17 protein-coding genes are annotated in these 23,757 nt (G+C 51.1%); 2 read left to right on the top strand and 15 right to left on the bottom strand.

The genetic code is table 11. The features are described 5' to 3' along the window. Positions 1 to 71: 71 nt before the first annotated feature. The 5 genes from radA to B2U90_RS05425 form a co-directional block, all read right to left on the bottom strand. Entirely contained in the window at positions 72 to 1,451 is a 1,380-nt protein-coding gene (radA, locus tag B2U90_RS05445; protein WP_292017301.1) for a DNA repair protein RadA, read from the bottom strand. 55 nt (positions 1,452 to 1,506) lie between these two features. Continuing rightward, positions 1,507 to 3,933 carry an ATP-dependent Clp protease ATP-binding subunit gene (locus B2U90_RS05440; protein WP_059075378.1) on the bottom strand — a complete coding sequence of 809 codons (2,427 nt, stop codon included), beginning with the start codon at positions 3,931 to 3,933 and terminating at the stop codon, positions 1,507 to 1,509. A gap of 69 nt (positions 3,934 to 4,002) precedes the next feature. Continuing rightward, positions 4,003 to 5,064, bottom strand: coding sequence for a protein arginine kinase (locus tag B2U90_RS05435; RefSeq protein WP_059075379.1), 1,062 nt, complete (start codon positions 5,062 to 5,064; stop codon positions 4,003 to 4,005). Positions 5,065 to 5,067: 3 nt separating this feature from the next. Continuing rightward, positions 5,068 to 5,589: a UvrB/UvrC motif-containing protein gene (locus tag B2U90_RS05430; RefSeq protein WP_059075380.1), complete on the bottom strand. Its 522-nt coding sequence runs from the start codon at positions 5,587 to 5,589 to the stop codon at positions 5,068 to 5,070. Positions 5,590 to 5,611: 22 nt separating this feature from the next. Further along, the gene (locus B2U90_RS05425) at positions 5,612 to 6,064 is read right to left on the bottom strand and encodes a CtsR family transcriptional regulator (protein WP_075581305.1); all 453 of its coding nucleotides are present in this window, start codon (positions 6,062 to 6,064) and stop codon (positions 5,612 to 5,614) included. A 257-nt stretch (positions 6,065 to 6,321) separates the two neighbouring features. Here B2U90_RS05425 and B2U90_RS05420 point away from each other — a divergent pair, with 257 nt between their 5' ends. Continuing rightward, positions 6,322 to 8,061: an ABC transporter ATP-binding protein gene (locus B2U90_RS05420; protein WP_292017300.1), complete on the top strand. Its 1,740-nt coding sequence runs from the start codon at positions 6,322 to 6,324 to the stop codon at positions 8,059 to 8,061. Continuing rightward, entirely contained in the window at positions 8,054 to 9,682 is a 1,629-nt protein-coding gene (locus tag B2U90_RS05415; protein WP_292017299.1) for an ABC transporter ATP-binding protein, read from the top strand. The genes B2U90_RS05420 and B2U90_RS05415 overlap by 8 nt, the downstream gene beginning before the upstream one ends. 148 nt (positions 9,683 to 9,830) lie before the next feature. Here B2U90_RS05415 and B2U90_RS05410 read toward each other — a convergent pair whose 3' ends face one another. From B2U90_RS05410 to rpsD, 10 genes are all read right to left on the bottom strand, one after another. After that, on the bottom strand, positions 9,831 to 10,832 hold the full coding sequence (locus tag B2U90_RS05410; RefSeq protein ID WP_059075383.1) for a VirK/YbjX family protein: 1,002 nt from the start codon (positions 10,830 to 10,832) through the stop codon (positions 9,831 to 9,833). A 110-nt stretch (positions 10,833 to 10,942) separates the two neighbouring features. Beyond that, positions 10,943 to 11,971: an alpha-hydroxy-acid oxidizing protein gene (locus tag B2U90_RS05405; RefSeq protein ID WP_075581309.1), complete on the bottom strand. Its 1,029-nt coding sequence runs from the start codon at positions 11,969 to 11,971 to the stop codon at positions 10,943 to 10,945. A 153-nt stretch (positions 11,972 to 12,124) separates the two neighbouring features. Next, positions 12,125 to 12,286, bottom strand: coding sequence for a rubredoxin (locus tag B2U90_RS05400; RefSeq protein WP_059075385.1), 162 nt, complete (start codon positions 12,284 to 12,286; stop codon positions 12,125 to 12,127). Positions 12,287 to 12,440: 154 nt separating this feature from the next. Continuing rightward, complete coding sequence (locus B2U90_RS05395; protein ID WP_059075386.1) at positions 12,441 to 13,091, bottom strand: RsiV family protein; 651 nt, start codon at positions 13,089 to 13,091, stop codon at positions 12,441 to 12,443. Positions 13,092 to 13,121: 30 nt separating this feature from the next. Further along, positions 13,122 to 14,951 carry an excinuclease ABC subunit UvrC gene (gene uvrC, locus B2U90_RS05390; protein ID WP_292017298.1) on the bottom strand — a complete coding sequence of 610 codons (1,830 nt, stop codon included), beginning with the start codon at positions 14,949 to 14,951 and terminating at the stop codon, positions 13,122 to 13,124. After that, a complete protein-coding gene (uvrA, locus tag B2U90_RS05385) occupies positions 14,951 to 17,806 on the bottom strand; it encodes an excinuclease ABC subunit UvrA (RefSeq protein WP_292017297.1) in 2,856 nt (951 codons plus the stop codon). Before uvrA ends, uvrC begins: the two co-directional genes overlap by 1 nt. A gap of 108 nt (positions 17,807 to 17,914) precedes the next feature. Continuing rightward, positions 17,915 to 20,032, bottom strand: a complete 2,118-nt coding sequence (uvrB, locus tag B2U90_RS05380) for an excinuclease ABC subunit UvrB (RefSeq protein ID WP_292017296.1) — start codon at positions 20,030 to 20,032, stop codon at positions 17,915 to 17,917. Positions 20,033 to 20,176: 144 nt separating this feature from the next. Beyond that, positions 20,177 to 21,526, bottom strand: coding sequence for an MATE family efflux transporter (locus B2U90_RS05375; RefSeq protein ID WP_292017295.1), 1,350 nt, complete (start codon positions 21,524 to 21,526; stop codon positions 20,177 to 20,179). Positions 21,527 to 21,697: 171 nt separating this feature from the next. Beyond that, positions 21,698 to 22,498, bottom strand: coding sequence for a tRNA threonylcarbamoyladenosine dehydratase (locus B2U90_RS05370; RefSeq protein WP_292017294.1), 801 nt, complete (start codon positions 22,496 to 22,498; stop codon positions 21,698 to 21,700). A gap of 624 nt (positions 22,499 to 23,122) precedes the next feature. After that, complete coding sequence (gene rpsD / locus B2U90_RS05365; RefSeq protein ID WP_059075392.1) at positions 23,123 to 23,710, bottom strand: 30S ribosomal protein S4; 588 nt, start codon at positions 23,708 to 23,710, stop codon at positions 23,123 to 23,125. Positions 23,711 to 23,757 lie beyond the last annotated feature (47 nt).

Raw genomic sequence — 23,757 nt, 5'->3', positions numbered from 1 at the left:
TTTTATATTCTACTACCAGTATACCATACCAGCCGGTGAAAAAAATAAATTTTATTTAAATTGTCAAAAAATCAGGAAGAAAAAGCAGCCGTTATGGCATCTCTGATAGACACCACAGGAATGATCCGGCAATCGGGAAAGTCATCCCGTTTCAGCTCTGACATATTCCCCCGGGGAACGATGAACCGGGTAAATCCCATTTTGGCCGCTTCCTTCAACCGGCGGTCAGCCTGAGGGACACGCCGTATATCTCCAGTCAGTCCCACTTCGCCCATGACTACCGTATGCTCATCCATAGAAATATCCTTAAAGCTGGAAACGACGGCCAGAATAACCGGAAGATCGGCAGCTGTCCCGGTGAGCCGCAACCCGCCTACGACATTGATATAGACATCCTGTGTTCCCAGATTCAGGCCGATTCGTTTTTCCAGGACGGCCAGCAAAATAATCAGACGGTTGTAATCCATTCCGGAAGCAGTCCGCCGTGGTACGGCAAATACGGAATGCGATGTCAGCGCCTGTATTTCTCCCAGCATAGGCCGCTGGCCGTCCATAACGGCCGCGATAACCGAACCGGCCTGATGAGCCGATCGTTCAGCCAGGAGCAGCTGGGACGGATTGGCCAGTTCCGAAAGGCCCTCTTCGGTCATGGTAAACATGCCGGATTCATTCGTCGAGCCAAAACGGTTCTTTATCCCCCTGAGGATGCGGAACTGATACTGCCGGTCACCTTCAAAATACAACACGACATCCACCATATGTTCCATCATGCGCGGGCCGGCAATGGCCCCTTCTTTGGTCACATGGCCGATGACCACAACGGGTATGTTGGTCGTCTTGGCAAAAGTCATGAGCCGTGCCGTACCTTCCCGTATCTGCCCCATGCTCCCCGGTGTACCGTCTGCATCCTGGCAGTACATCGTCTGGATGGAATCGACGATGAGCAGCCGTGGTTTCCGCCGTTCAGCCTCATGTAATACAGCATCCAGTGATGTGTCCGCCTGTATGAACAGGTCCGGAGCCACAATTCCCAGTCTTTCGGCCCGCAGCTTAATCTGTCCCTGTGATTCTTCACCGGAACCGTACAGGACGGCACCTTGTTTTTTACAGACCGCTGCCGCCATCTGCAGCACCAGCGTCGATTTGCCGATACCCGGATCCCCACTGAGCAGAATCAGGGCACCGGGCACCAATCCGCCTCCCAGCACGCGGTCCAGTTCGCCAATTCCCGTTTCCAGACGGGACATGTCTTCCATGGTAATGTCCGTCAGGGCAGCCGGACGGGTTTCCGTCCCCGTCCGCTGCATGCTGCCAGCTTTACGGGGAGCCTCCGGCTGCAATGTTTCTTCTGTCATTGTGTTCCATTCCCCGCACTGGGGGCAGCGTCCGAGCCAGCGGCTGGAAACGCTGCCGCAATTAGCGCATACATAGCGCGTCTTTACTTTAGCCATGAATCCGCTCCTCTTCTGAAAGAAGTCCCCGTCCCGGAACCGCTGGCTTCTCTCATCATTCTGTCGTAAATAGTAACTCTTTCTTATCCGGGCTGTCTACATGGAGATGGTTCCCCTTTTTCAGGCTGCCACCGAGCATCATTTCCGAAATAGGATCTTCCACCAGTTTCTGGATAGCCCGTTTCAGTGGACGGGCGCCATAAGCGAAATCGGTTCCTTCCCGGACCAATACATCGTCGGCATTTTCTGTCCAATCCATAGCAATGCCTTTTTCGTCGAGCCGTTTCGTCAGATCTTTCAGCATAAGAGAGACGATGCGGCGCAAATCATCCCGCTGCAGCGGCTTAAATACGATGATTTCATCAATCCGGTTCAAAAATTCCGGACGGAAGAACCGCCGGACGTCATCCATGATTTCTTTTTTCGCCGTTTTGAAAGCCTGTTCCCGGTTTTCTTCCTGACTGCCCGTCGAAAATCCCATGACCGGGGCATCGGGTTTCAAATGAGAGGCTCCCAGATTACTGGTCATGATGATGACCGTATTGCGGAAATCAACCGTACGTCCCTTGGAATCAGTCAGGCGTCCGTCATCGAGGACCTGCAGGAGCAGATTGAAGAAATCAGACGAAGCCTTTTCTACTTCATCAAATAATACGACACTGTACGGTTTTTCCCGTACGGCATCGGTCAGCTGGCCGCCTTCTTCATACCCCACATAACCGGGAGGTGCCCCTACCAGGCGGGATACGCTGTATTTTTCCATGTATTCGCTCATGTCGATGCGAATCATTGATTCTTCACTGCCAAAGAGCTGCCGGGCCAGTGTCCGGGCCAGTTCGGTCTTGCCGACGCCACTGGGGCCGAGGAACAGGAACGAACCAATTGGGCGGTTTGCATCCTTCAGGCCCGCCCGTGCCCGGCGTATTGCCTTGGAAACAGCCGTCACGGCCTCATCCTGACTGATGACCCTCTTATGTAATTCTTCTTCCAGATGGAGCAGACGGTGCGATTCCGTTTCCGTCAACTGCCGTACGGGGATTCCCGTCCACTGGGACACGACATCGGCAATATCATCTTCTGTCACGACCAGCCGGGCATCATCGTGCTGTTTCCGTTCTTTTTGCATCGTTTCCAGCTGCCGTGATAACTCCTTTCCTTCATCACGCAGGGACGCACAGCGTTCAAAGTCCTCACTGGCCAGAGCCGCCTCTTTTTCCTTGCGGATATCGGCCAGTTTCTGTTCCAGGCTCTTGACTTCATCAGACGGAGAATATACTTTCATACGCACCCGTGATGCCGCTTCATCCATGACATCGATGGCCTTATCCGGCAGGTAGCGGTCACTGATATACCGCGCGGAAAGGGTAACGGCACTGCGCACGGCTTCATCGGTAATGCGCGCTTTATGGAATGCTTCATAACGGTCACGCAAACCGAACAGAATCTGTATTGCATCATCTTCCGTCGGTTCACCAACCAGTACTGGCTGGAACCGGCGGGCCAGAGCCGTATCCTTTTCTATATGTTTCTTATATTCATCCAGCGTCGTCGCGCCGATGCACTGCAGTTCGCCCCGTGCCAGGGCCGGTTTAAGGATATTAGCGGCATCCATGGAGCCTTCTACAGCTCCTGCACCGATGAGCTGATGCAGTTCATCGATAAAGAGGATCATATGGGAATCATTCTGTATGGCCTCGATCACCTTTTTAATTCGTTCTTCAAATTCCCCACGATATTTTGTACCAGCCACCAGACTCGTAAGGTCCAGGGAAAATATATGTTTGTCGGCTAAAATATCCGGTACGACACCGCTTACAATGCGCTGGGCCAGACCTTCGGCAATGGCTGTTTTCCCTACTCCGGGAGCTCCGATGAGGACGGGGTTGTTTTTCGTCCTGCGGCTAAGGATCTGGATGACCCGGTCGATTTCCTTTTCCCTGCCGATGACGGGATCAATTTTACCTTTCCGTGCCAGTTCATTCAGATCACGGCCATAGGCATTGAGATCCATGCTGCCAGCAGCTCCGCCTTCTTCCGGCACGTCTTCGGCATCTGTACCTGTTACTTCTGCCAAACGGTGCAAAATTTGTTCCGGATCGACATCCATAGATTCCAGGATCTGGCTGGCACGGCCGCTCCCTTCCAGAATCAGTCCGGCCAGAATATGTTCTGTACCAACATAGTTTTGTCCCAGCCGGTTGGCTTCACTGACAGCCAGTTCCATTGTCCGCTTTGTGCGCGGGGTCAGCCCCGGTTCATCCTGGATCATGTCGCGGGATGCCGTCAATTTTTCGATGGCCCGCAGTATGTTTTCCGGCGTAAGCCCCAATTGAGCCAGTACCTGACCTGCCACCCCTTCTTTATTGAGAACGAGACCGAGCAAAATGTGTTCGGTTCCTACATAGTCATGACCCAAGCGCTGCGCTGTCTGCTGGGCATACTGCAGCACCCGTTTTGCATTATTTGTAAATCTGTTATACATATTCTTTCACATCCTTATACGCTGGTCCGGGCAGACTTTCCGTACTGCCATTCAGCCATCGTACACATTTTAAATGGCATAATCCTGCAGAAGCTGACGGATTACCTTAGCCCGCTGCAAGTCCTGCTCTTCATCATTCAGTTCCTTACCGGCCTGCCATTGCAGATATGCCGGCCCCGCTGCCGTCAGCAGGGCATGATACGCCTGTGGCCGTTCCTGAATGATACCAAAATCTATCCCCATGCGGAAATCGCTTAGAAAATCGATGGTTTCATAAAAATCGAGCATCCAGGCATGGGATAATACGCCATAGTTCCGGAAAAACCGGTCTTTCATGGCATTCTGATTATGCGTCCAGAGCAGGTTCCGGCAGTTCCGTTCTTCCTGGACAATCTGTGTGGCAAGCTTCTTCAATTGCCCTATAATATCTTCTTCTGATACGCCCAGCGTAATTTGATTCGTCACTTGGAACACATTGCCAATATATTCGTTCCGTTCCGTATACATGCCACACATGGTAAAGCCCAATTTAGTAATCCCCTGGACAATACGGTTAAGGCGCTTCATCAGCACCAGTCCGGGCAGATGGAGGATGACGCCGGCAATAAGGCCGGTCCCGGTAAGGGAGGGACTGGCAGTCAGATAACCGAAATCATCCCGGAAGGCAAAATTCAGTTTTGCCTCCAGCGCATCGTCTACCTGTGTCGCATCTTCCCATGCCTTATCGAGCTGGAGCCCTGCCGCACCGGTCTGAATACAGAAATGATCGTCTTCATTGATCATAATGGAAACGGCACCGTCCTGCCGTAACAGCAATCCCCTGTTCTGCGGTTTCTGAATATGGCTTGCCGAAACCAGATGGCGTTCTGCCAGCACTTCCCGTTCCCACGAAGTCAGATCGTAAAGATGGATACTTTCATAAGTCCCTCCTCCCAGCGTATTCAGACTTGGCATGTACCGTTCCCCTTCCGCCAGGACGGCAGCCAGTTCTGCATCAGTCGCCTTATCAGGAAATACGTATTTTTTTAAGTTCCGGGAAAGACGGATACGGCTGTCCAGCACGACATCCGTCAAATCTCCTGATCCATCCTGCCAGGGAATCAACGGCGTTTTCAATATATCCTGCAGCATCCGTTATTCCTCCTTCCCATTCTGCCGCGGTGGCAGCTGCCGTTCCAGCATGCGGATTTCATCGCGTACGCGGGCAGCTTCTTCATACCGTTCATCCTGAACGAGTTTTTTCAGACGCTGGCGCAGGCGTTTAATCTGATTGGCTGTACGGAACACACCGGTTCCCCGGTTCGGCACCTTGCCCACATGTTTAGTGTGACCGTGTATCCGCCGGACCAGAGGCGTGATTTCTTCCCGGAATGCTTCATAACAATCGGGACAGCCAAATTTACCAAGACGGTTAAATTCACTATACGTCATACCACAACTATTGCAGCGCGGTTCTTCTTCGGCCTGGCCGGAATAATCGGGGTAAGCCATTTTACGGAAGAAATCATTATCGATAATATTGAAATTAGAATAATCAGGTAAACTTCCCTGTTTACGCGCACATTCTGCACACAGGTGCAGCTCCGTGCGGCGGCCGTTTTCAATCTTCGCGATATGGACGACGGCTTCTCTTTTTTTGCATTGATCGCAAAGCATGGCGTGCGCCTCCTTTCTTACACTAGTGCAGATTCAGGGACCGGAGAATCCGCCCTATAACTGCCATCCGCTGCGGTTCATCGACTTCATCAAACAACGCTTCAAATGTATGATGCAGCAAAATGGCCTCCCTGTTCGTCAGCGACTTGCTTTTAATCAGACGATATAATAGCACGTCGAGATCTTCCATCGTAATATTGACAGCAGGCAGCGTTTCTTTCAGCGGTGCCGGTGTCCGGTCCTGTTTTTTCGGAGTCAGGCGGATAATGCGCACGAAACCGCCTGAGCCCCGTCGTGATTCTACTAGATAGCCCTTGTCATTAGAAAAGCGTGTACTTAGGACATAACTAATCTGTGAAGGGGCACAATCCAGTTCATCCGCCAGTTCATTGCGGCGGAGAACGATATTCTCTTCATCCTCTTCGAGGAGCTTATGTAATATAAATTGTTCGATTTTATCAGCTAACACACTCATCGTATCACCTGCTTATGAAAATACAATATACATCAAATGGTTATTTTTCACCTTTTGACTTTATTACATTCTTATTATATTCGTCTTTTTGACTTTTTGCAAGAGGTGAATTAATGGCAAAAGACCCTGACATCGTCCTTTCGACAAAAAACTAACAACACTTCCTGCGGACTGCGAACTGCGATTCCAGTTGTACGACTGCCTGTATTAGTGTATAGTGAAAAGATACAGGAAGCAGAAACTGTGAGGTGTTCGCTTTGAAACGCTTAGGACCGGGTTCAGTCCGCTATTATTTTTATCATGAAAAAAAATTACTGCTCATCGTCACGCTCAGTGGCATTTTGTATAATGTCGGCATGATTGCCGCTCCCTGGTTCGACGGGCAGCTGGCACAATGCCTCTATGATATTTTTGCCGGCAGCAGGACGGCAGCAGATATGTACGTTCTCTGTCTGTCCTACGCCCTTGTCATTCTCGGCGTCCAGAGTTCGCGCTATGTCAAGCGCCTGTACGTCCGGAAATTTGCCAACAATATCAGTCTGTCCATGAAAGATATACTCTACCAGCACCTGGTCCAGACACCAAAGAGGGATATGGAACGGGCCGATACGGGAGCATTAATGACTAAGGTCATTTCTGATATCGATACGTGTGTCGAAGGAATGCGCAAATTCACGACAGAAATCTTTGATACGGGCATTGTCATGGTGACCTATGTGGTCATGATTGCCTGGTATGACTGGCGCCTGACCCTATGCGTCCTGGTCTTCCCGCCCATCGCTTACGCCCTGGCCAATAGTCTGCGCCGCACGGTCGCTATGACGGCAGCCAGGAGTAAAGAGAGCAGCGGCGCTTTGTCAGGAATGACACTGGACCGCATCAGCAATGCCATGACATACCGCGTCTACGGCGAAGAAGCCGTGCAGGACCAGCGCTATGAAGATTATCTGACTGATTATGAAAAGAAAATGATTCTGGCCAATCTCTGGGAAAACGCACTCCAGCCGATTTACAAAGTCATCGCTATGATTGGCACGATACTGGTCATCTGGTCCGGTGGCCACAATGTCCTGGGAACGGGCTGGGAAACGTGGGATATTGCCGCCTTCTCGACGTATCTGGCCTGCTTCATCAGACTGGCGACAAAATCGTCCCATGCGGCCAAACTGTTCAACGCTATCCAGAAGGCCCAGGTTTCCTGGCTGCGCATCCAGCCCCACCTGCGGGCCGCCAGTACACTTCCCCGGACAGTGCCGCCGGCGGCACCGGCTTATCTCACCGTCCGACATCTTTCCTTTACCTACCCCGGCAGTGACGTGCCCATTTTTCAGGAACTTTCCTTTTCAGCCCGTCCCGGAGACATTATCGGAATCACCGGTCCCGTGGCCTCTGGCAAATCGACACTGGGACTGGCTTTTCTCTGCGAAAATCCGCATGGCGGCCAGATTCTTTTTGGAACGCAGGAGCTGGGCAATGGCCATACATCTCCCAAGGGCATCGCCGGTTATTGCGGCCACGACGCAGAGCTCTTTGCCGGCACGATTGAAGAAAATATCCGTCTTGGCAAAGGCGGCGACATCATCCCCGTTCTGAACGCAGTCTGTATGGATCAGGATTGCGCGTCCTTTCCTGACGGAATCCGGACCCTCATCGGCGAGGGGGGACAGCGCCTGTCCGGTGGCCAGCAGGCCCGCATCGCCCTGGCCCGGACGCTATTTCATCCACGGCCGCTACTGATTCTCGACGACCCCTTCGCCGCCGTCGATATGGCGACAGAACGAGCTATTTACAGCCACCTGCGCCGAGACTGCAAAGACCGCATCATCCTTCTCATCTCGCATCGCCTGACTCTTTTCCCAATGCTCGACCAAATCATCTGGCTGAATGGTGACGGGAGCAGCATCGCCGCCACCCACGAAGAATTGTATGTATCGTGCCATGCCTATCGGAAACTCTATGACCTGCAGCATGCCCAGGGAGGTGGTTCCCATGGGTAATGTCTTTTTACAGACCTTACGGAAGAACAGCCTGCTCCTGCTGATCCTCATCCTGGCTATCATCGCGTCCATCGCCGTGAGCATTACACCGCCGCTCATCCTGCAGTATATCATTGACAGCCTTGTCAGCGGCGCTTTCAGCACCTACCCCCTGATGGCAGCCGGTGTACTCTATTTCACTCTCAATGCCGGAAGTGGTCTCGTCGATGCCTTCAAAGAAACGCTGATTACCATATTCGGCCAGAAAATCACACATGATCTGCGCTCGGCCATGTGCCGGCGTCTTGACGACCTTCCGGCATCATACTTTGTCAACCACGAAGCCGGTGCCGTCACATCACTTTTCGTCAATGACGTCGATACGCTGGAAAACCTCTTTGATTCCGGCGTGGTCAGTATGATTGCCGACGTATTCACGATTTTCAGTATCCTCGCCGTCGTATTCCATCTGAGCCCGGGGCTGGGCGCACTGATCTGTATCTGCCTTCCCCTGCTCTTTCTCCTGACCCGCTACTTCCAAAAACGCATGCTCCAGGCCCAGCGGGACAACCGCATCGCTGTCAGCCGGACAAATGAACTCATACCAGAAACGGTTCACAATATCCGCACGATCCATACCTGCCAGCAGGAACGCTATATGCGCCAGCGCTATGGCCGTACGATCCGCGATAGTTTCGAGGCCATGGAACGAAGCAATTTCTGCGATTCCATCTATTCGCCCATCATCATCACCAGTTGCACAGTCATCATCTGCCTGATGATGTCTCTGTCTGTCAGCAGTCCGTCCCTGCAGGAACTATTCGGCATGACCGTCGGCAGTGTTGTCGCTCTCATCGCCTATGTACGCCGTATCTTCTCGCCCTTGGAAAGCATCGGCATGGAAATCCAGAATATCCAGTCTGCCGTCGCCGGCATCGGCCGCCTGAAAGATTTCTTCGCCGAACCCGTCCAGGAAAAGAACGGCACGATGGAACCCGACCCGGCTGCAACACCGCTTGTCATCGGCGATGCCGCCTTTGGCTACGGCAAGGAAGCCGACATTTTCCATCACTTCACTCTTATCGTAGAAGCCGGGGAAATGGTTACTATCACCGGCCGCACGGGAGCCGGCAAAAGCACCCTCTTTAAGCTCATCCTCGGCCTCTACCGGCCCCGGCAGGGCCAGGTCCGCGTCTTCGGCTGCGATCCGTCCCGCATGGCTGCTCCCCTCCGCCGTCAGGTCTTCGGCTATGTCGAACAGCAGTTCCACGCTATCCATGGCACCGTTGCCGATCAAATCAGCCTGAAAGACCCGAGAGTTACACCGGAAGCAATAGAAAAGGCACTGCATCTCGTCGGCCTTTGGGATACATGCCACGCCCTGCCCCAGGGATTGGCTACGCCTTACAAACCAGAGTTCTTTTCCCGTGGCCAGGGCCAGCTCCTGTCCATCGCCCGGGCCATCGTCATGGACCCGCAAATCCTCTTGTTCGACGAAATCACAGCCAACCTCGATTCCCTCACAGAATCCCAAGTTCTTCAGGCTCTGCAGGCAGTTGCCCAGAACCGGACCGTCCTCTCTATTTCTCATCGTCTTTACGAATCCCAGGGAGGCCGGCGCATCGTCATCGGAGATCCGTAGGAATCGCAGGTCGCTAGCTGATGGCTGCCGGTCGCACCAAAAAAAGAACCCTCACCGTCATGCAGCAGATGCACTATAAAAGAGAGCATCTGTTGCATGCGTCTGAAGGGTTCTTTTTTGCTGCAAACTATAAACTTTGTACTACAGGCTATTTCACCGGTGCTTCGATGGGATCGTAGTCAGCCGGTTTATCGGTGATAGCCGCTTCGTCGATGGCCGACGGTATGGGATCAAATCCCTGCCTGAAGAGAGACTTGATGGCAGCGATATAGGGAGGAACGATGGTGTCCATAAGGAGATAGCGCTTGCGGAAAAGATTGCGCTTCTGGGACTTGATTTCGCCGTATTTGCGCCGTTTTTCTTCGATAGGCAGGCGGAAATACCACTGTTCCTTACTATCAGGTACGGCACCTTCACCAACCCAGAAGTCATTGAAATTGGTCTTCTTCGAGCGGTTGCCGCGCAGCATGTGGCTGTTAGTATAGAAGCCTTCGTCGGTTATGACGTACATATCGTGAATGCCCAGTGTCTGGACGAAAATGCGCATCAAGTAAAGAATAAAATTCTTCGGACGGTATCCAAAAAGCTTTTTAGTCAGGACTTTCGTCGTTTCCAGGCCGTGTTTTGATCCCTGGATAGTACCGATATACATGGACGGTGTGCCATCAGCATTGTAGTCAAAGCGGAAATTAAAATGGTAAATCATCTGGCCTTCGTGATAGAGATAGAGTGACAGGAAGCCTTCCTTGCGCTGGCCCGTATCAAAGATGAGCCGTGCTTCCAAGGGCAGCGATTCATCCGGCGAGGTCCACAGGGTATAGCCATTTCCCCAGTACAGTTCGTGAATGACGTCATCGGAAAAGAACGTCCGCAAGATAGTGAAATGGTGCTTCAAGGCATCGAGGCGCTGGCGCATGGTCGAATTCTTGAATAAGAAGACGCGGGTCATGACTTCCTGGAAATCAGGATCATGCTGGTCAAAGAATCCTTTCATGGGTTCATAGTGATTGAAGAAATCGTACAATTCTTCAAACAAGGTCCGGTTAGATATGGCACGGGCAAAAAAAACGACAGCCCGCTTGTTTTCCTGGAAATTCCGTGGTCCGTATATAAGGCGCGATAAGTGCCAGAAATAGGAAATGCTGTGCATGAAATACCTCCTATCGAGTACAACTGCAATAATTGCAATAGTACTATTATACGGGCAAGACAAGCGGGCTGTCAATGTAGGATTAGTGGCTGGTGACTGGCTGCCAATCGTTATAATTTTCTAACAACATTTGACGGGACGTGGGACAAGTCGCGGACACCGGTAATCATCATGGCATCCATGAGTTCCCGCTTCAGTGTATCCAGAAGCAGTTTGACACCTTCCGCCCCGCCACCGATAGCGGCTACGGCAGCCGGACGTCCCAAAAGGACCGCATCAGCACCGAGAGCCAGCATCTTCAGTACGTCTTCGCCGTGACGGACACCGCCATCGACGAAAATCGTCAGCCGGCCTTTAACGGCATCAGCTATGCCCGGCAGCACATCCGCCGTACCTGCCATGCCGTCGAGGACACGGCCGCCGTGATTGCTGACGACAATGCCTTTTGCTCCGGCATCGGCACAGGCAACGGCTTCTTCCGGCGACATGATGCCTTTTACGATGAACGGCAGCTGGATGGATTTCACGATTTCTGTAATATCACCAGCGCTCTTAGGTCCTACTGGCTGGCCAAAGATGCGCATATTGATCAATGTCGCCGCATCAATATCGCTGGCAACGGCGAAGGCGCCGGCAGCTTCCGCTTCATGGGCTTTTTCTATGATTTTGTCATTGCTGCGGGGTTTGATCGTCGGGATGACTACGCCCGGGCGTTTCTTACAGGAAGCAATACCCGAAGCATACATATAAGGAGCTCCACTGTCTCCAGTAAAGCACAGCGTACCTGCGTCCATGGCGCCCTGTGTCACGGCTTCATCATATTCCTGTTCTACTGTAGCCGGATCACCGTCTACCTTGGCATTCAGAACAATCCCACCGACAGGTGCAATAAGTACAGGCATACTCAGTTTGCGTCCCAATATCTGACAGCTCGTATCCGGTTCATCCTGTCCGGACATGCTGCGCATGACCAGGCCGTATTCCTGCAATGCTTCCATATTGCGCATAAATGAACGGGCCGTGCGCAGGCCGCCAAAACCGGGAATCATGCCGACGCAGGCTTTCCCATTACATTCGGGACAGACATGACAGCCTTTCATTTTCTGACGCGCAATGTCACGTACTTCTTTCAAATCCATTTGACATACCTCCTTAAGTTATATACATGTATGACACTTTATTTATATTGTACTGCAATGCATCCTGTTACGCTATAGAAAAATGCATCTATCATAAAACAAAAACGGGACTGCCCGAAGACAATCCCGTCGAATCCGCCTATAGAGACAGACTTAGTCCATTTTTACAAAAGCGTCTTTACCAGCGCCGCAGGTAGGACAAACCCAGTCATCAGCCAGGTCAGCAAATTTTGTGCCTGCTGCTACGCCGTTGTCAGCGTCGCCTTCTGCTTCATCATAAATATAACCACAAATAGTGCATTCGTATTTGTCCATGATTCTACCTCCAAAATCATACTAAATCTTAGTAAATAATTATGTTTCACTCATCACATCATATCATGGTCCTATAAAATTTGCAACTGAAAAATGTATATATGGTAGTGTTCCTAATGGACACACTACCATAAGGCCAAAGGTACATGCGAATTTACTTTGCCCGTTTCATCATATTCAAATCGACGATGCCCGTAGAATAGGGAGCTACTTCATAGAGCCCGAACAGGAAATGGATATTCCCCGCTTTATCGAGATAATAGTTTTCCGGAAGCTGTGTCAGGCCGGTAAAATAAGAAGAAAGCTGATACTTGCTGGAGAACAACGCCTGATTGATTTTTTTGATCGTAAAATACTTTTCATCGCCCGGCTTGATAATTTCCTGCCAGGTTACTTTTTTCCCCGTCGTCAAATCAAACGTTGTCCCTTTTTTCCAATGGGTCGGGTGAGCATCCCGGCCAAAATAGATTTGTCCCGATTCGACGATGGATAAATAGGTACCATCATTATGCGTTACTTCATAAGATTTCGTTTCCGTGACAAAACTATGATTGCCAGCTTTATCTTTCTGCTTATTGAAAAAATCCTGCGTTTCTTTCTGTTCATCTGCATAATACTGACGGATTTGTGCCGTCGCTGCTGCATTTCCCATGACCGTGACGTCGGGATAGGACATTTCCAGATAACTGTCTCCATCTTCTGACCGCGGCATCTGTACCATCTGAACATCGGCAGGCGGCGCCGCCAGCGCGACTGATGCTGTCAACAGAGCAACGCTGAGCATAGCTAATATTTTTTGTTTCATCGAAAATCCCTCCTCTGATACTTCGTAATATTACTTCAATTGAGTTTGTTTCCGTTTTTCATCTGTTCCCAGGCGGAAAAAATAATATACATTTTCAGCTGTCTGACGAGTCATTCCCGGTACAGCCGCCAATTCATCAATTTCTGCCTGTTTCATGTCATCGATCGTTTTAAAGTGCTGCCACAGCGCCTTGCGCCGTGCCGGACCGATGCCTTCGATATGGTCCAGAATAGAAACGAGACTGCGCTTTCCCCGCAGATGCCGGTGGTAGGTAATAGCAAAACGATGCGCCTCATCGCGGATAGCCTGCAGCAGCTGCAGCTCCGGCGTATGATGGCTGAGGATAATTGAATCGCTGCGCCCTTCGACAAAGACTTCTTCTATGCGCTTGGCCAGACTGATGACCGGCGCCTCACACCCAGCCTGCCGTATGATTGGCAGAGCGGCATGAAGTTGTCCCTTGCCGCCATCGATGACTATTAAATCAGGAACGGGCCAGTCTTTTTCATTATACCGCCGTTCCATGATTTCCGCCATAGATTTAAAATCATCGGGCTTTCCCTGTACCGTTTTTAATTTAAACCTCCGATACTCACTGCGTGCCGGCTGACCATTTTCAAAAACTACCATAGAGGCAACCGTTTCGATGCCCTGGGTATGGGAAATATCAAAACACTCCATCCGTTCCGGCAGGGACGGCAGGTCCAGCACCCGGGCCAAAGCCTGGACGGCACCGCTCGTCTTATCCGTATCATGCTGCCACTGGAGCCGTCTCTGTTCGAGCAGGACGCGGGCGTTTTCTTCCGCCATGGCAAGGAGTTTCTTTTTACTGCCCCGCTGGGGAATGATTAGGTTGACCTGCTGGCCCTTCAGCTGGCTCAGCCGCCGTTCACAATCTTCCTGTTCTGCCACAGCGGCTACGACAATATCCCGCGGGATAAACGACTGGGCCGTATAATACTGGTCAATGACGGCTTCCGTCATATCGGCGACTGACTCATCATCGCTGTGATCCAGACTGAATGTCTCCCGTCCTATAAGCCGGCCGCTGCGGATGGTATAAATCTGGACGCAGGACTGTCCGGCATCGCTGGCCAGTCCCAATACATCCATATCGCCGCCCTGGGTAACGATGTTCTGCTGGGACTGAATGACCCGGATGGCTTCTATCTGGTCCCGGTACACAGCTGCTTTTTCAAATTCCAGCTCATCCGATGCTGCTTCCATTTTTTGCTGTAAATCCCGTATGAGCGGCGTATTCCTTCCTTCCAGCAGATCCACGGCCTGCCGGACCAATTCCTGATAATCAGCTTTTGTAATATAGTGCACACAGGGCGCATCGCAATGTCCCATATGATACTGCAGGCACGGCCGGTCTGCTTTGAGATTGCGGCAGGTCCGGATGTGGAAGGCACGCTGCATCAGTTTCAGGACGCGGTGCACTGCCCCGGCATCGGCAAAGGGGCCGAAATACCGGGCACCATCGCGCAGGACCCGCCGGGTCATGCAGACCCGCGGATAGTCGTCCTGCAGCGTCACCTTGATATAAGGATAGGTCTTGTCATCGCGAAGCATGATATTATACCGGGGATGATGCTTCTTGATGAGCGTATTTTCCAGAATCAGCGCTTCCATTTCATTGGCTACGACGATGGTTTCCAGATCGACAGCATGACTGATCATAGCCGCCACTTTGACGGCCCGGTTGGCATCGTTGCGGACGTAACTTTTGACGCGGTTGCGCAGATTGACTGCCTTGCCCACATAAATAATATGACCTTTGGCATCTTTCCATAAATACACGCCGGGCTGGGTCGTCAGATTATTCACTTTTTCGAGCACGGCCTGTGAAAATGCCACTATTGGTCACCTCGTTCTTCCATGAGTTTCCGCGTCCGTTCCAGTACGGGTTTCAGGAATTGCCCCGTATACGACTGCGGGACAGCGCAGATATCTTCCGGCGTCCCCGTCGCAACGACCGTGCCGCCTCCGTCGCCGCCTTCAGGTCCCAGATCGATGAGATAATCAGCCGCCTTGATGACATCGAGATTGTGTTCTATGACGATGACTGTATCTCCTCCATCGACGAGGAGCTGCAGGACATCCATCAGCTTGTGGATATCCGCCGTATGCAGCCCAGTCGTCGGTTCGTCGAGGATATACAACGTGCGCCCGGTACTTCTCTTGGAAAGCTCTGTCGCCAATTTTACCCGCTGGGCTTCCCCGCCGGATAAGGTCGTCGCAGGCTGTCCCAGTCGGATATACCCGAGACCGACCTGCTGGAGCGTTTTCAGTTTATTGAGGATGCGCGGAATCTGGGCAAAGAAATCGCAGGCTTCATCTACGGTCATGTTCAGGACATCGGAAATCGTCTTGCCTTTATACTTTACTTCCAGCGTTTCCCTGTTGTACCGCGTACCATGGCATACTTCACAGGGCACGTAGACATCGGGCAGGAAATTCATTTCGATGCGGATGATGCCGTCGCCCCGGCAGGCTTCACAGCGGCCGCCTTTGATGTTGAAACTAAACCGGCCGGCTTTATAGCCACGGACCTTGGCTTCCGGCGTCTGGCTGAACAGCTGGCGGATGAAATCAAAGACCCCCGTATAGGTAGCCGGGTTGGATCGGGGAGTCCGTCCGATAGGCGACTGGTCGATATTGATGATTTTATCGATGTATTCTGTGCCGCGCAATTCTTTAAATTTTCCCGGCCGGTGGGGCGTACCATACACGGCTTCTGCCATCCCTTTATAAAGGATTTCATTGACCAGTGTCGATTTTCCTGAACCAGATACACCGGTCACTACCGTAAGTGTTCCCAGAGGAAAGGCTACATCGATATTTTTTAAATTATGTTCTGCCGCACCGACGATTTCAATCTGCGTTCCATTTCCCGGACGGCGCTGTGCCGGAACAGGGATGAATTTCGTTCCTTTCAGATACTGTCCAGTCAGGGATTCCGGGCATGCCATGATATCTTCCGCCGTCCCCTGGGCAACAATCCGTCCCCCGTGTTCTCCGGCTGCCGGCCCGATATCGAGAATATAATCGGCCGCCCGCATGGTATCTTCGTCGTGTTCTACGACAATCAGGGTATTTCCCAGGTCGCGGAGATGCTTCAGGGCACCGAGCAGTTTGTCGTTGTCCCGCTGATGAAGGCCGATAGACGGTTCATCGAGAATATACAGGACGCCGACCAGACCAGAACCTATCTGCGTAGCCAGGCGGATGCGCTGGGCTTCCCCGCCTGACAAAGTACCTGCAGTCCGGGACAATGTGAGATATTCCAGCCCTACGGTCCGCAGGAAATCGAGGCGGGCCCTGATTTCTTTGAGAATCTGTTTGGCAATCAGCTGCTGCCGATGGCTGAGTTCCAACGTATCAAAAAAGTGAATCATATCCGTCACGGATAAATCTGTCAGCTCATGGATGTCCAGTCCGCCAATTTTAATAGCCAGCGCTTCCGGCCGCAACCGGGCCCCATGACAGGCCGTACACGGCTTGACCGACATAAACTGGCCAAACTGGTCGCGCATCATATCTGATGAAGCTTCGCGGTAACGGCGGCGCACCATCGGTATAACCCCTTCAAAGGGCGTCGAGAATGTCTTAACTTCACCGCGCAGATTTTCATATTCAAAGACACATTCATCATCCGAACCGTAGAGCAATTTCTGCTGCAGTTCTTCCGGCAGGTCATTATAGCAATTCTGTATCGTAAATCCATACGGTTTCAAAAGGCCTCCCAGCTGACGCATGAACCATGAATCGGGATTACTGCTGAGGGCAGCAATACAGCCGTCGGCAAAGGATACATCACCATGAGGCAGACACAGATGGGGATCAACTTCCATGGTACTGCCGATGCCTGAGCAGGCCGGACAGGCACCAAAGGGACTGTTGAACGAAAACAGGTGAGGCTCGATTTCCGGCAGGCTCACATGACAATCGGGGCAGGCAAAATGCTGGCTGTACGTCACAGTTTCTTTCGTGCTCATGCGGAAGACATGGACGATGCCTTCGCCTAATTTCGCTGCCGTTTCCAGAGAGTCAGTTAGCCGAGTCAGGATACTGTCCTTGATGACCAGGCGATCGACAATGACTTCGATAGTATGCTTCTTATTCTTTTCCAGAGGAATATCGTCCGACAAAAGATAGACTTCTCCATCGACGCGCACCCGGACATATCCGTCTTTGACCAGACGGGACAATACTTTCTGATGAGTCCCCTTTCGCCCATCGACGACGGGTGCCATGATCATGACTTTTTCTCCGTCACCCAGAGCCATGAGGGAATCGGCCATCTGCTGGATTGTCTGCTGGCGGATGGGCTTGCCGCACTTCGGGCAGAACGCTTCCCCGGCACGGGCATACAGCAATCGCAGGTAATCGTAGATTTCTGTGACCGTCCCTACAGTAGACCGGGGATTCCGGCTCGTCGTCTTCTGATCGATAGAAATAGCCGGCGACAGCCCTTCAATGTAATCGACATCGGGCTTATCCATCTGTCCCAGGAACTGGCGGGCATACGCTGACAGCGATTCGACATATCTCCGCTGTCCTTCGGCATAAATCGTATCGAAAGCCAGGGATGACTTCCCCGACCCGGACAGGCCGGTAAATACGACTAGTTTATCCCTGGGTATTTTTACATCTATATTCTTCAGATTGTGCTGTCTGGCACCTTTGATGACAATATACTTATCTTGCACTTCGTGCCTCCCGTTTGAAGTTTGACGTCTGATGTTTGATGTTTGAGGTTTGATGTTTGAGGTTTGATGAAAAACAGGCCGTTACGGCCTGCGAACTGCTGCCTGTGCCTATCGCTTCTTCGCATCGGGCCGCTTGATTTTGCGCCGGTACCGCCGCTTCGGCATGTCACTGCCCTGCATTTCTTTGGGCAGCGTGTCGTCCTGGCTCATGTCCGCCAGTTTCTGCCGTAATTGCCCCAGCCGGTCCCGCAATTCCGCCGCCTTTTCGAATTCCAGATTTTTGGCGGCCTGCTTCATCTGCAATGTTACCGTCTGAATGACCTTATGCAGTGCTTCCCGGGTCAGCGGTTTATCCGCACTACGGCCATAGTCTTTCTGGTCCTCAGCTACTTTCGTCAGTTCAATCAGATTGACGACATCTTTTTTGACCGATTTAGGGATAATATGGTGTGCCTTATTATAGGCATCCTGCACTTTGCGGCGCCGTTTCGTTTCATCTATGGCACGGGCCATGGAATCGGTAATCGTATCGGCATACATGATGACCTTGCCATGAACATTACGGGCTGCCCGGCCCATAGTCTGGATGAGAGCCGTATCGGACCGCAGGAACCCTTCTTTATCGGCATCGAGAATAGCCACCAGCGACACTTCCGGCATATCGAGTCCTTCACGCAGCAGGTTGATGCCGACCAGGACATCGAACACGCCGGCCCGCAGGTCCCGGATGATATCGGCCCGTTCGATGGTAGCAATATCGGAATGGAGATAGCGCACGAGCACTCCCATTTCTTTCAAGTAATCCGTCAGGTCTTCTGCCATCTTTTTCGTCAGCGTCGTGACCAGCACCCGTTCGTGACGCTCACGGCGCTTGCGGATTTCACCCAGGAGGTCGTCCATCTGGCCGGCAATGGGGCGGACTTCCACTTCCGGATCGAGCAGTCCCGTCGGCCGGATAATCTGCTGGGCCAGATTAGTCTGCACTTCCATTTCATAGTCTCCCGGTGTAGCGCTGACAAAAATAATCTGGTTGATCCGTTCTGTAAATTCATCAAAGGTCAAGGGCCGGTTATCCAGAGCCGACGGCAGACGGAAGCCATATTCGATGAGCGACTGCTTGCGCGAACGATCACCGGCATACATGGCCCGCAGCTGTGGCAGCGTCACGTGGGATTCATCGACCATGATGAGGAAATCGTCAGGGAAATAGTCAAGCAGCGTATACGGGGCCTGTCCGGCTTTTCGTCCTGCCAGGTGACGGGAATAGTTTTCAATCCCTGAACAATACCCCATTTCTTCCATCATTTCCATGTCGTAACGGGTCCGCTGTTCCAGTCGCTGGGCTTCCAGGAAATGACCGCCATCTTTCAGCTCTTTGAGCCGTTCATCCAGTTCGTTCCGGATAGTTCCCAGAGCCCGTTCCATCTTATCTTTCGTCGTAACATAATGACTGGCCGGATAAATCGCCACGTGTTTCCGTTCGGCAATCACTTCCCCGGTCAGTACGTCCACTTCGGTCAGCCTGTCGATTTCATCACCGAACATTTCAATGCGGATGACAGAATTATCAAAAGCCGCTGGAAATACTTCGATGGTGTCACCGTGGACGCGGAATGTCCCCCGTTCCAAACTCACATCATTGCGTGTATACTGGATATCGACCAGCTTGTGCAGGATTTCTTCCTGTGGCTTTTCCTGCCCCAGCCGCAGAGAAACGACGAGTTCGCTGTAATCTTCCGGATCACCCAGGCCATAGATACAGGACACGGACGCGACGATAATGACATCACGCCGTTCAAAGAGGCTCATCGTCGCCGAATGGCGCAGTTTATCGATTTCATCATTTATAGACGCATCTTTTTCAATATACGTATCGGTCGAAGCAATATACGCTTCCGGCTGATAGTAATCGTAGTAACTGACAAAGTATGCTACTTCATTATCGGGGAAAAACGCCTTGAATTCACTGCAAAGCTGGGCAGCCAGCGTCTTGTTGTGGGCAATGACCAGCGTCGGTTTCTGCACGGCTTCAATGACTTTGGCCATGGTAAACGTCTTGCCTGTCCCCGTAGCCCCCAGCAGGACCTGCGCCCACTGACCAGACTTTACCCCTTCAGCCAGTGATGCAATGGCTTCCGGCTGGTCTCCCATCGGTTCATATGGCGCAACGACCCGGAACGGATGAGACGTATCATAATCTTTATTTAAATGCGATTGTATATCCATAGCAGACCTCGAATCAGAACAAAAGAATAGCAATTTTCCGTTATCCCAGTATAGCATATTGGCGAACATATGTACAGAAAAAGGAGACTGCACGACAGGACAGTCTCCTTGATGATAACAGGACAATACATACCACCCATCGGTTTAGGCCGGTATCCGTTTTTTCATTTGTCGTACATTATAGACTAATGCCGCTGTCGTAACGATGAACGCCGCCCCGTCACTGACGGCTCCGGCCAGCCAGATGCCATCCAGACCCAGGAACGATGAAAACAGATAGACACAGGGAATGAGGAAAAAGACCTGGCGGTTGATCGTAAAGAACAGGGAAAAGAGGGGTTTATTGACGGCCTGGAAATAATTTCCCGCTATGATGGAAGAGCCGACGACGGGCGTCATCACCAGATATATACGCATCGCTCTCACCCCGACGCGGAGCAGGTCCGGTGAATCGTTAAAAATACGGATGATTTCCTGGGGAAACACTTCGGCGATGATAAATCCCAGAATGCTGACCCCCGTTGCCGCCAACAGAGCCAGGCGGAGTGTATGCAGGACGCGGTCATACTTTCTGGCCCCAAAATTGAATCCTAAAATAGGCTGGGCCCCCATGCTGATGCCGACGACAGGCATAAAAATGAGCATCATAAGCCGGTTTATGATGCCGTAGGCAGCTACTGCCGTCACGCCGCCATAAAACTGGATTTTTACATTGAAGACGACCATGACAGCTGTGGCAGCCAGCTGCATCATAAAGGGAGAACAGCCTATTTTGACGATATCCAGTATACTATGCAGCCGGGGACGGAGATATTTCCACCGCAGCTTCAGCACAGCCGGGCCCCAGATAAAATACCAGGTGACCCAGACAGCCGCTACGGCTTGTGCCAGTACCGTTGCCAGTGCCGACCCGCTGATTCCCCACTGGAACGTGAACACAAACAAGTAATTCAGTATGACGTTAATGATACCTGCTATGATTTGTGTCGCCAGGGCTGTCCGTGGATCTCCCTGGGCGCGGATGACATTGTTGATGCCAAAACCGATGTGCTGGAATACACTGCCTACGAGAATAATGCTGATGAAATCGTGGGCATAGGGCAGGACAGCCGGATCCACTCCCATGAAATCCTGCAGCAGGGAATCGAGATACCACAGGAACAATCCGGTCGTTACAACCATGATGGCAAACATCAGGGTAAAGGCATTTCCCAGTATACCTTCTGCCCGGTCTGTCCGCCCCTGTCCCAGGCGGATAGAAATGATATTGGCTGAACCGACACCGATGAGCATGCCAAACGCCATGAGCAGGGTCTGAACCGGGAAGGCAACGGTGACAGCTGTCAGTGCCAGTTCACCAATGCCCTGGCCAACAAAGATACTGTCAACTACATTGTACAAAGCCGTAATGACCGTACCGGTAATGGCCGGGACTGAAAATTTCCAGAGCAGCCTGCTGACCGGCTGGGTTCCTAAAAACGAAGCATCTCTCATCTATCCGGGTCTCCTAATCTATTATTAAATATATACTATAGTATACCACAGCCTCTGATGGCGCTGCGATACTGCATCTGGCAAAAAAACAGGAACTGCCATCACAGCTTTGATGACAATTCCCGTTCAGTCCATCCTCATGATTCCAAAATTATTATTATATTCGATAACTCAGCGATTCAGTACGCCCGTTCCCGGTCCTTCTGCTTTCGTATCGTCTTCAATACAGTCTTTTACCAGGTCATTGACAATAGTCCCGGCAATAATCAGCCCTGCTACCGACGGTACAAAGGAAATACTCCCCGGTACAGAACGACGGAAGTCACAGCTGTGAGAGCTCCCGGGCGGACAGATACAGTTGGCACCGCAGCCGCTCTGACGGCGTTTCAACGGCTGTTCTTTGGAGTACACGACTTTTAATTTTTTTATATGCCGCTTCTTCAGTTCGCGGCGCATGACCCGTGCCAGAGGATCCACACTGGTCTTGTAAATATCGGCTACTTCAAACTTCGTAGGATCCAGCTTGTTACCGGCACCCATGCAGCTGATAATAGGGATATGTCTCTTATCTGCTTCCACGACGAGGGCGATTTTTCCGGTCATCGTATCGATAGCATCGACGATATAATCGTAGTGCTGCTGGAAAAACTTGTCCGCTACATCAGGCATAAAAAATTCTTCTATCGTATCGACAACAGCCTGGGGATTGATATCCAGAATCCGCTGCTTCATCATTTCCGTCTTCTTTTTGCCAACCGTCTTCGATGTCGCATGAATCTGCCGGTTGATATTGGTCAGACAGACCAGATCATTATCGACGAGAACAAAATGACCGATACCGGAACGGGCCAGACCTTCGGCCACATAAGAACCGACACCGCCAATCCCAAAAATAGCTACCGTCGTCTGTGCCAGCTTTTCCATGGCAACATGACCCAGCAATAATTCCGTTCTGGAAAAACGTCCCAACATAATAACAAGTTCCTTTCTATCTCTATAGTGACAGATTATTATATCATAAATTCTCCCTAGTATCCAGTTCTATTTCTTCTCATTAGAACGAAAATACGTCTTCGAATGCTATCATCCAGCATATGCTGCAAAGGAACACAAGAAACCAGGAGAAAAACCTACTGACTCTTTTGCACGGCGGTACTGTTGCCGCCATAATCCGTGAAGGTTTAATATACAAGGATATTTCCCAAAATAAAGACGGACTTTACACGCTCTTATTGATGACCGGTTATCTGACAGCTGTAAAAAATACGCCGGTTCCCAATGGGCGCCTTTGCCAGCTCATGATTCCCAATGCTGAACTGACCCATGTTTTCCAAAGCGAAATTCTCAACCGATTCTGTGCGGATTCAGGCGATGTGTCTGATTTATAATCGAAAAACAGCATTATATAGCTGAATTCAAGCAGAAGCAGATACCATCTGTCTTGAAATACGGTATTGCATTCTGTGGGAAAAAGATTCATGTTGCTATGTAATAAGTGGCTCATCGATAAAACCTGATCTGGAATAAAAAAAAACAGGAAATCCATAGGATTTCCTGTTTTCTGCATAGGTTGTTGTAATCCAGATATATTGTCTATTATTTGGAGTACAATTCGACGATCAGTGTTTCGTTGATTTCGATTGGGAGTTCGTCACGTTCCGGCATGCGGGTAAGGGTACCAGCAAAGTTGTCGAAATCTTTGTCGATGTAAGCTACATCGAAGGATTTGAGTTCCTGGAAGGATTTCTTGAACATTTCGTTCGAACGGGAAGCTTCTTTCAGGGATACGACGGAACCAACGTTTACGCGGGCGGACGGAATGTCGCAACGTTTGCCATCGACGAGGATATGGCCATGGTTGACCATCTGACGTGCCTGGCGGATGGAATTAGCAAAACCGATGCGATAAACGATGTTATCAAGACGGCATTCCAGCAGCTTCAGCATGTTTTCGCCCGTAACACCTTCCATCTTCTTTGCTCTATCATAATACCGGACAAACTGACGTTCCAGCAGGTTGTAATATGCACGGAGCTTCTGTTTTTCCAGTAACTGTGTACCGTATTCAGACATTTTTTTCTGACGCTGTTCTTTTTTGACGCGTTTTAATGCCTTAGGATGTCCGTACACATTCAGTCCGAACCGGCGACATTCTTTAAAACGCGGGTCTCTCCTCGTTGCCATTTTCTACATCACCTCATAGTTTAAAATAAAATAGGCTGCACACAATG

It is taken from the genome of Megasphaera sp. UBA4233 (genome assembly GCF_002395615.1).
Taxonomy (GTDB): Bacteria; Bacillota; Negativicutes; order Veillonellales; family Megasphaeraceae; genus Megasphaera; species Megasphaera hexanoica.
This window is presented reverse-complemented; position numbering and strand designations above follow the sequence as displayed.

Coding starts and splice junctions, on each gene's coding strand:
- B2U90_RS05410 (WP_059075383.1), bottom strand. CDS start 10,832: ATGCACAGCATTTCCTATTTCTGGCACTTATCGCGCCTTATATACGGA.
- B2U90_RS05370 (WP_292017294.1), bottom strand. CDS start 22,498: ATGTTGGGACGTTTTTCCAGAACGGAATTATTGCTGGGTCATGTTGCC.
- B2U90_RS05430 (WP_059075380.1), bottom strand. CDS start 5,589: ATGCTTTGCGATCAATGCAAAAAAAGAGAAGCCGTCGTCCATATCGCG.
- B2U90_RS05375 (WP_292017295.1), bottom strand. CDS start 21,526: ATGAGAGATGCTTCGTTTTTAGGAACCCAGCCGGTCAGCAGGCTGCTC.
- B2U90_RS05425 (WP_075581305.1), bottom strand. CDS start 6,064: ATGAGTGTGTTAGCTGATAAAATCGAACAATTTATATTACATAAGCTC.
- B2U90_RS05435 (WP_059075379.1), bottom strand. CDS start 5,064: ATGCTGCAGGATATATTGAAAACGCCGTTGATTCCCTGGCAGGATGGA.
- B2U90_RS05405 (WP_075581309.1), bottom strand. CDS start 11,971: ATGGATTTGAAAGAAGTACGTGACATTGCGCGTCAGAAAATGAAAGGC.
- rpsD (WP_059075392.1), bottom strand. CDS start 23,710: ATGGCAACGAGGAGAGACCCGCGTTTTAAAGAATGTCGCCGGTTCGGA.
- B2U90_RS05415 (WP_292017299.1), top strand. CDS start 8,054: ATGGGTAATGTCTTTTTACAGACCTTACGGAAGAACAGCCTGCTCCTG.
- B2U90_RS05400 (WP_059075385.1), bottom strand. CDS start 12,286: ATGGACAAATACGAATGCACTATTTGTGGTTATATTTATGATGAAGCA.
- uvrB (WP_292017296.1), bottom strand. CDS start 20,032: ATGGATATACAATCGCATTTAAATAAAGATTATGATACGTCTCATCCG.
- B2U90_RS05395 (WP_059075386.1), bottom strand. CDS start 13,091: ATGAAACAAAAAATATTAGCTATGCTCAGCGTTGCTCTGTTGACAGCA.
- radA (WP_292017301.1), bottom strand. CDS start 1,451: ATGGCTAAAGTAAAGACGCGCTATGTATGCGCTAATTGCGGCAGCGTT.
- B2U90_RS05440 (WP_059075378.1), bottom strand. CDS start 3,933: ATGTATAACAGATTTACAAATAATGCAAAACGGGTGCTGCAGTATGCC.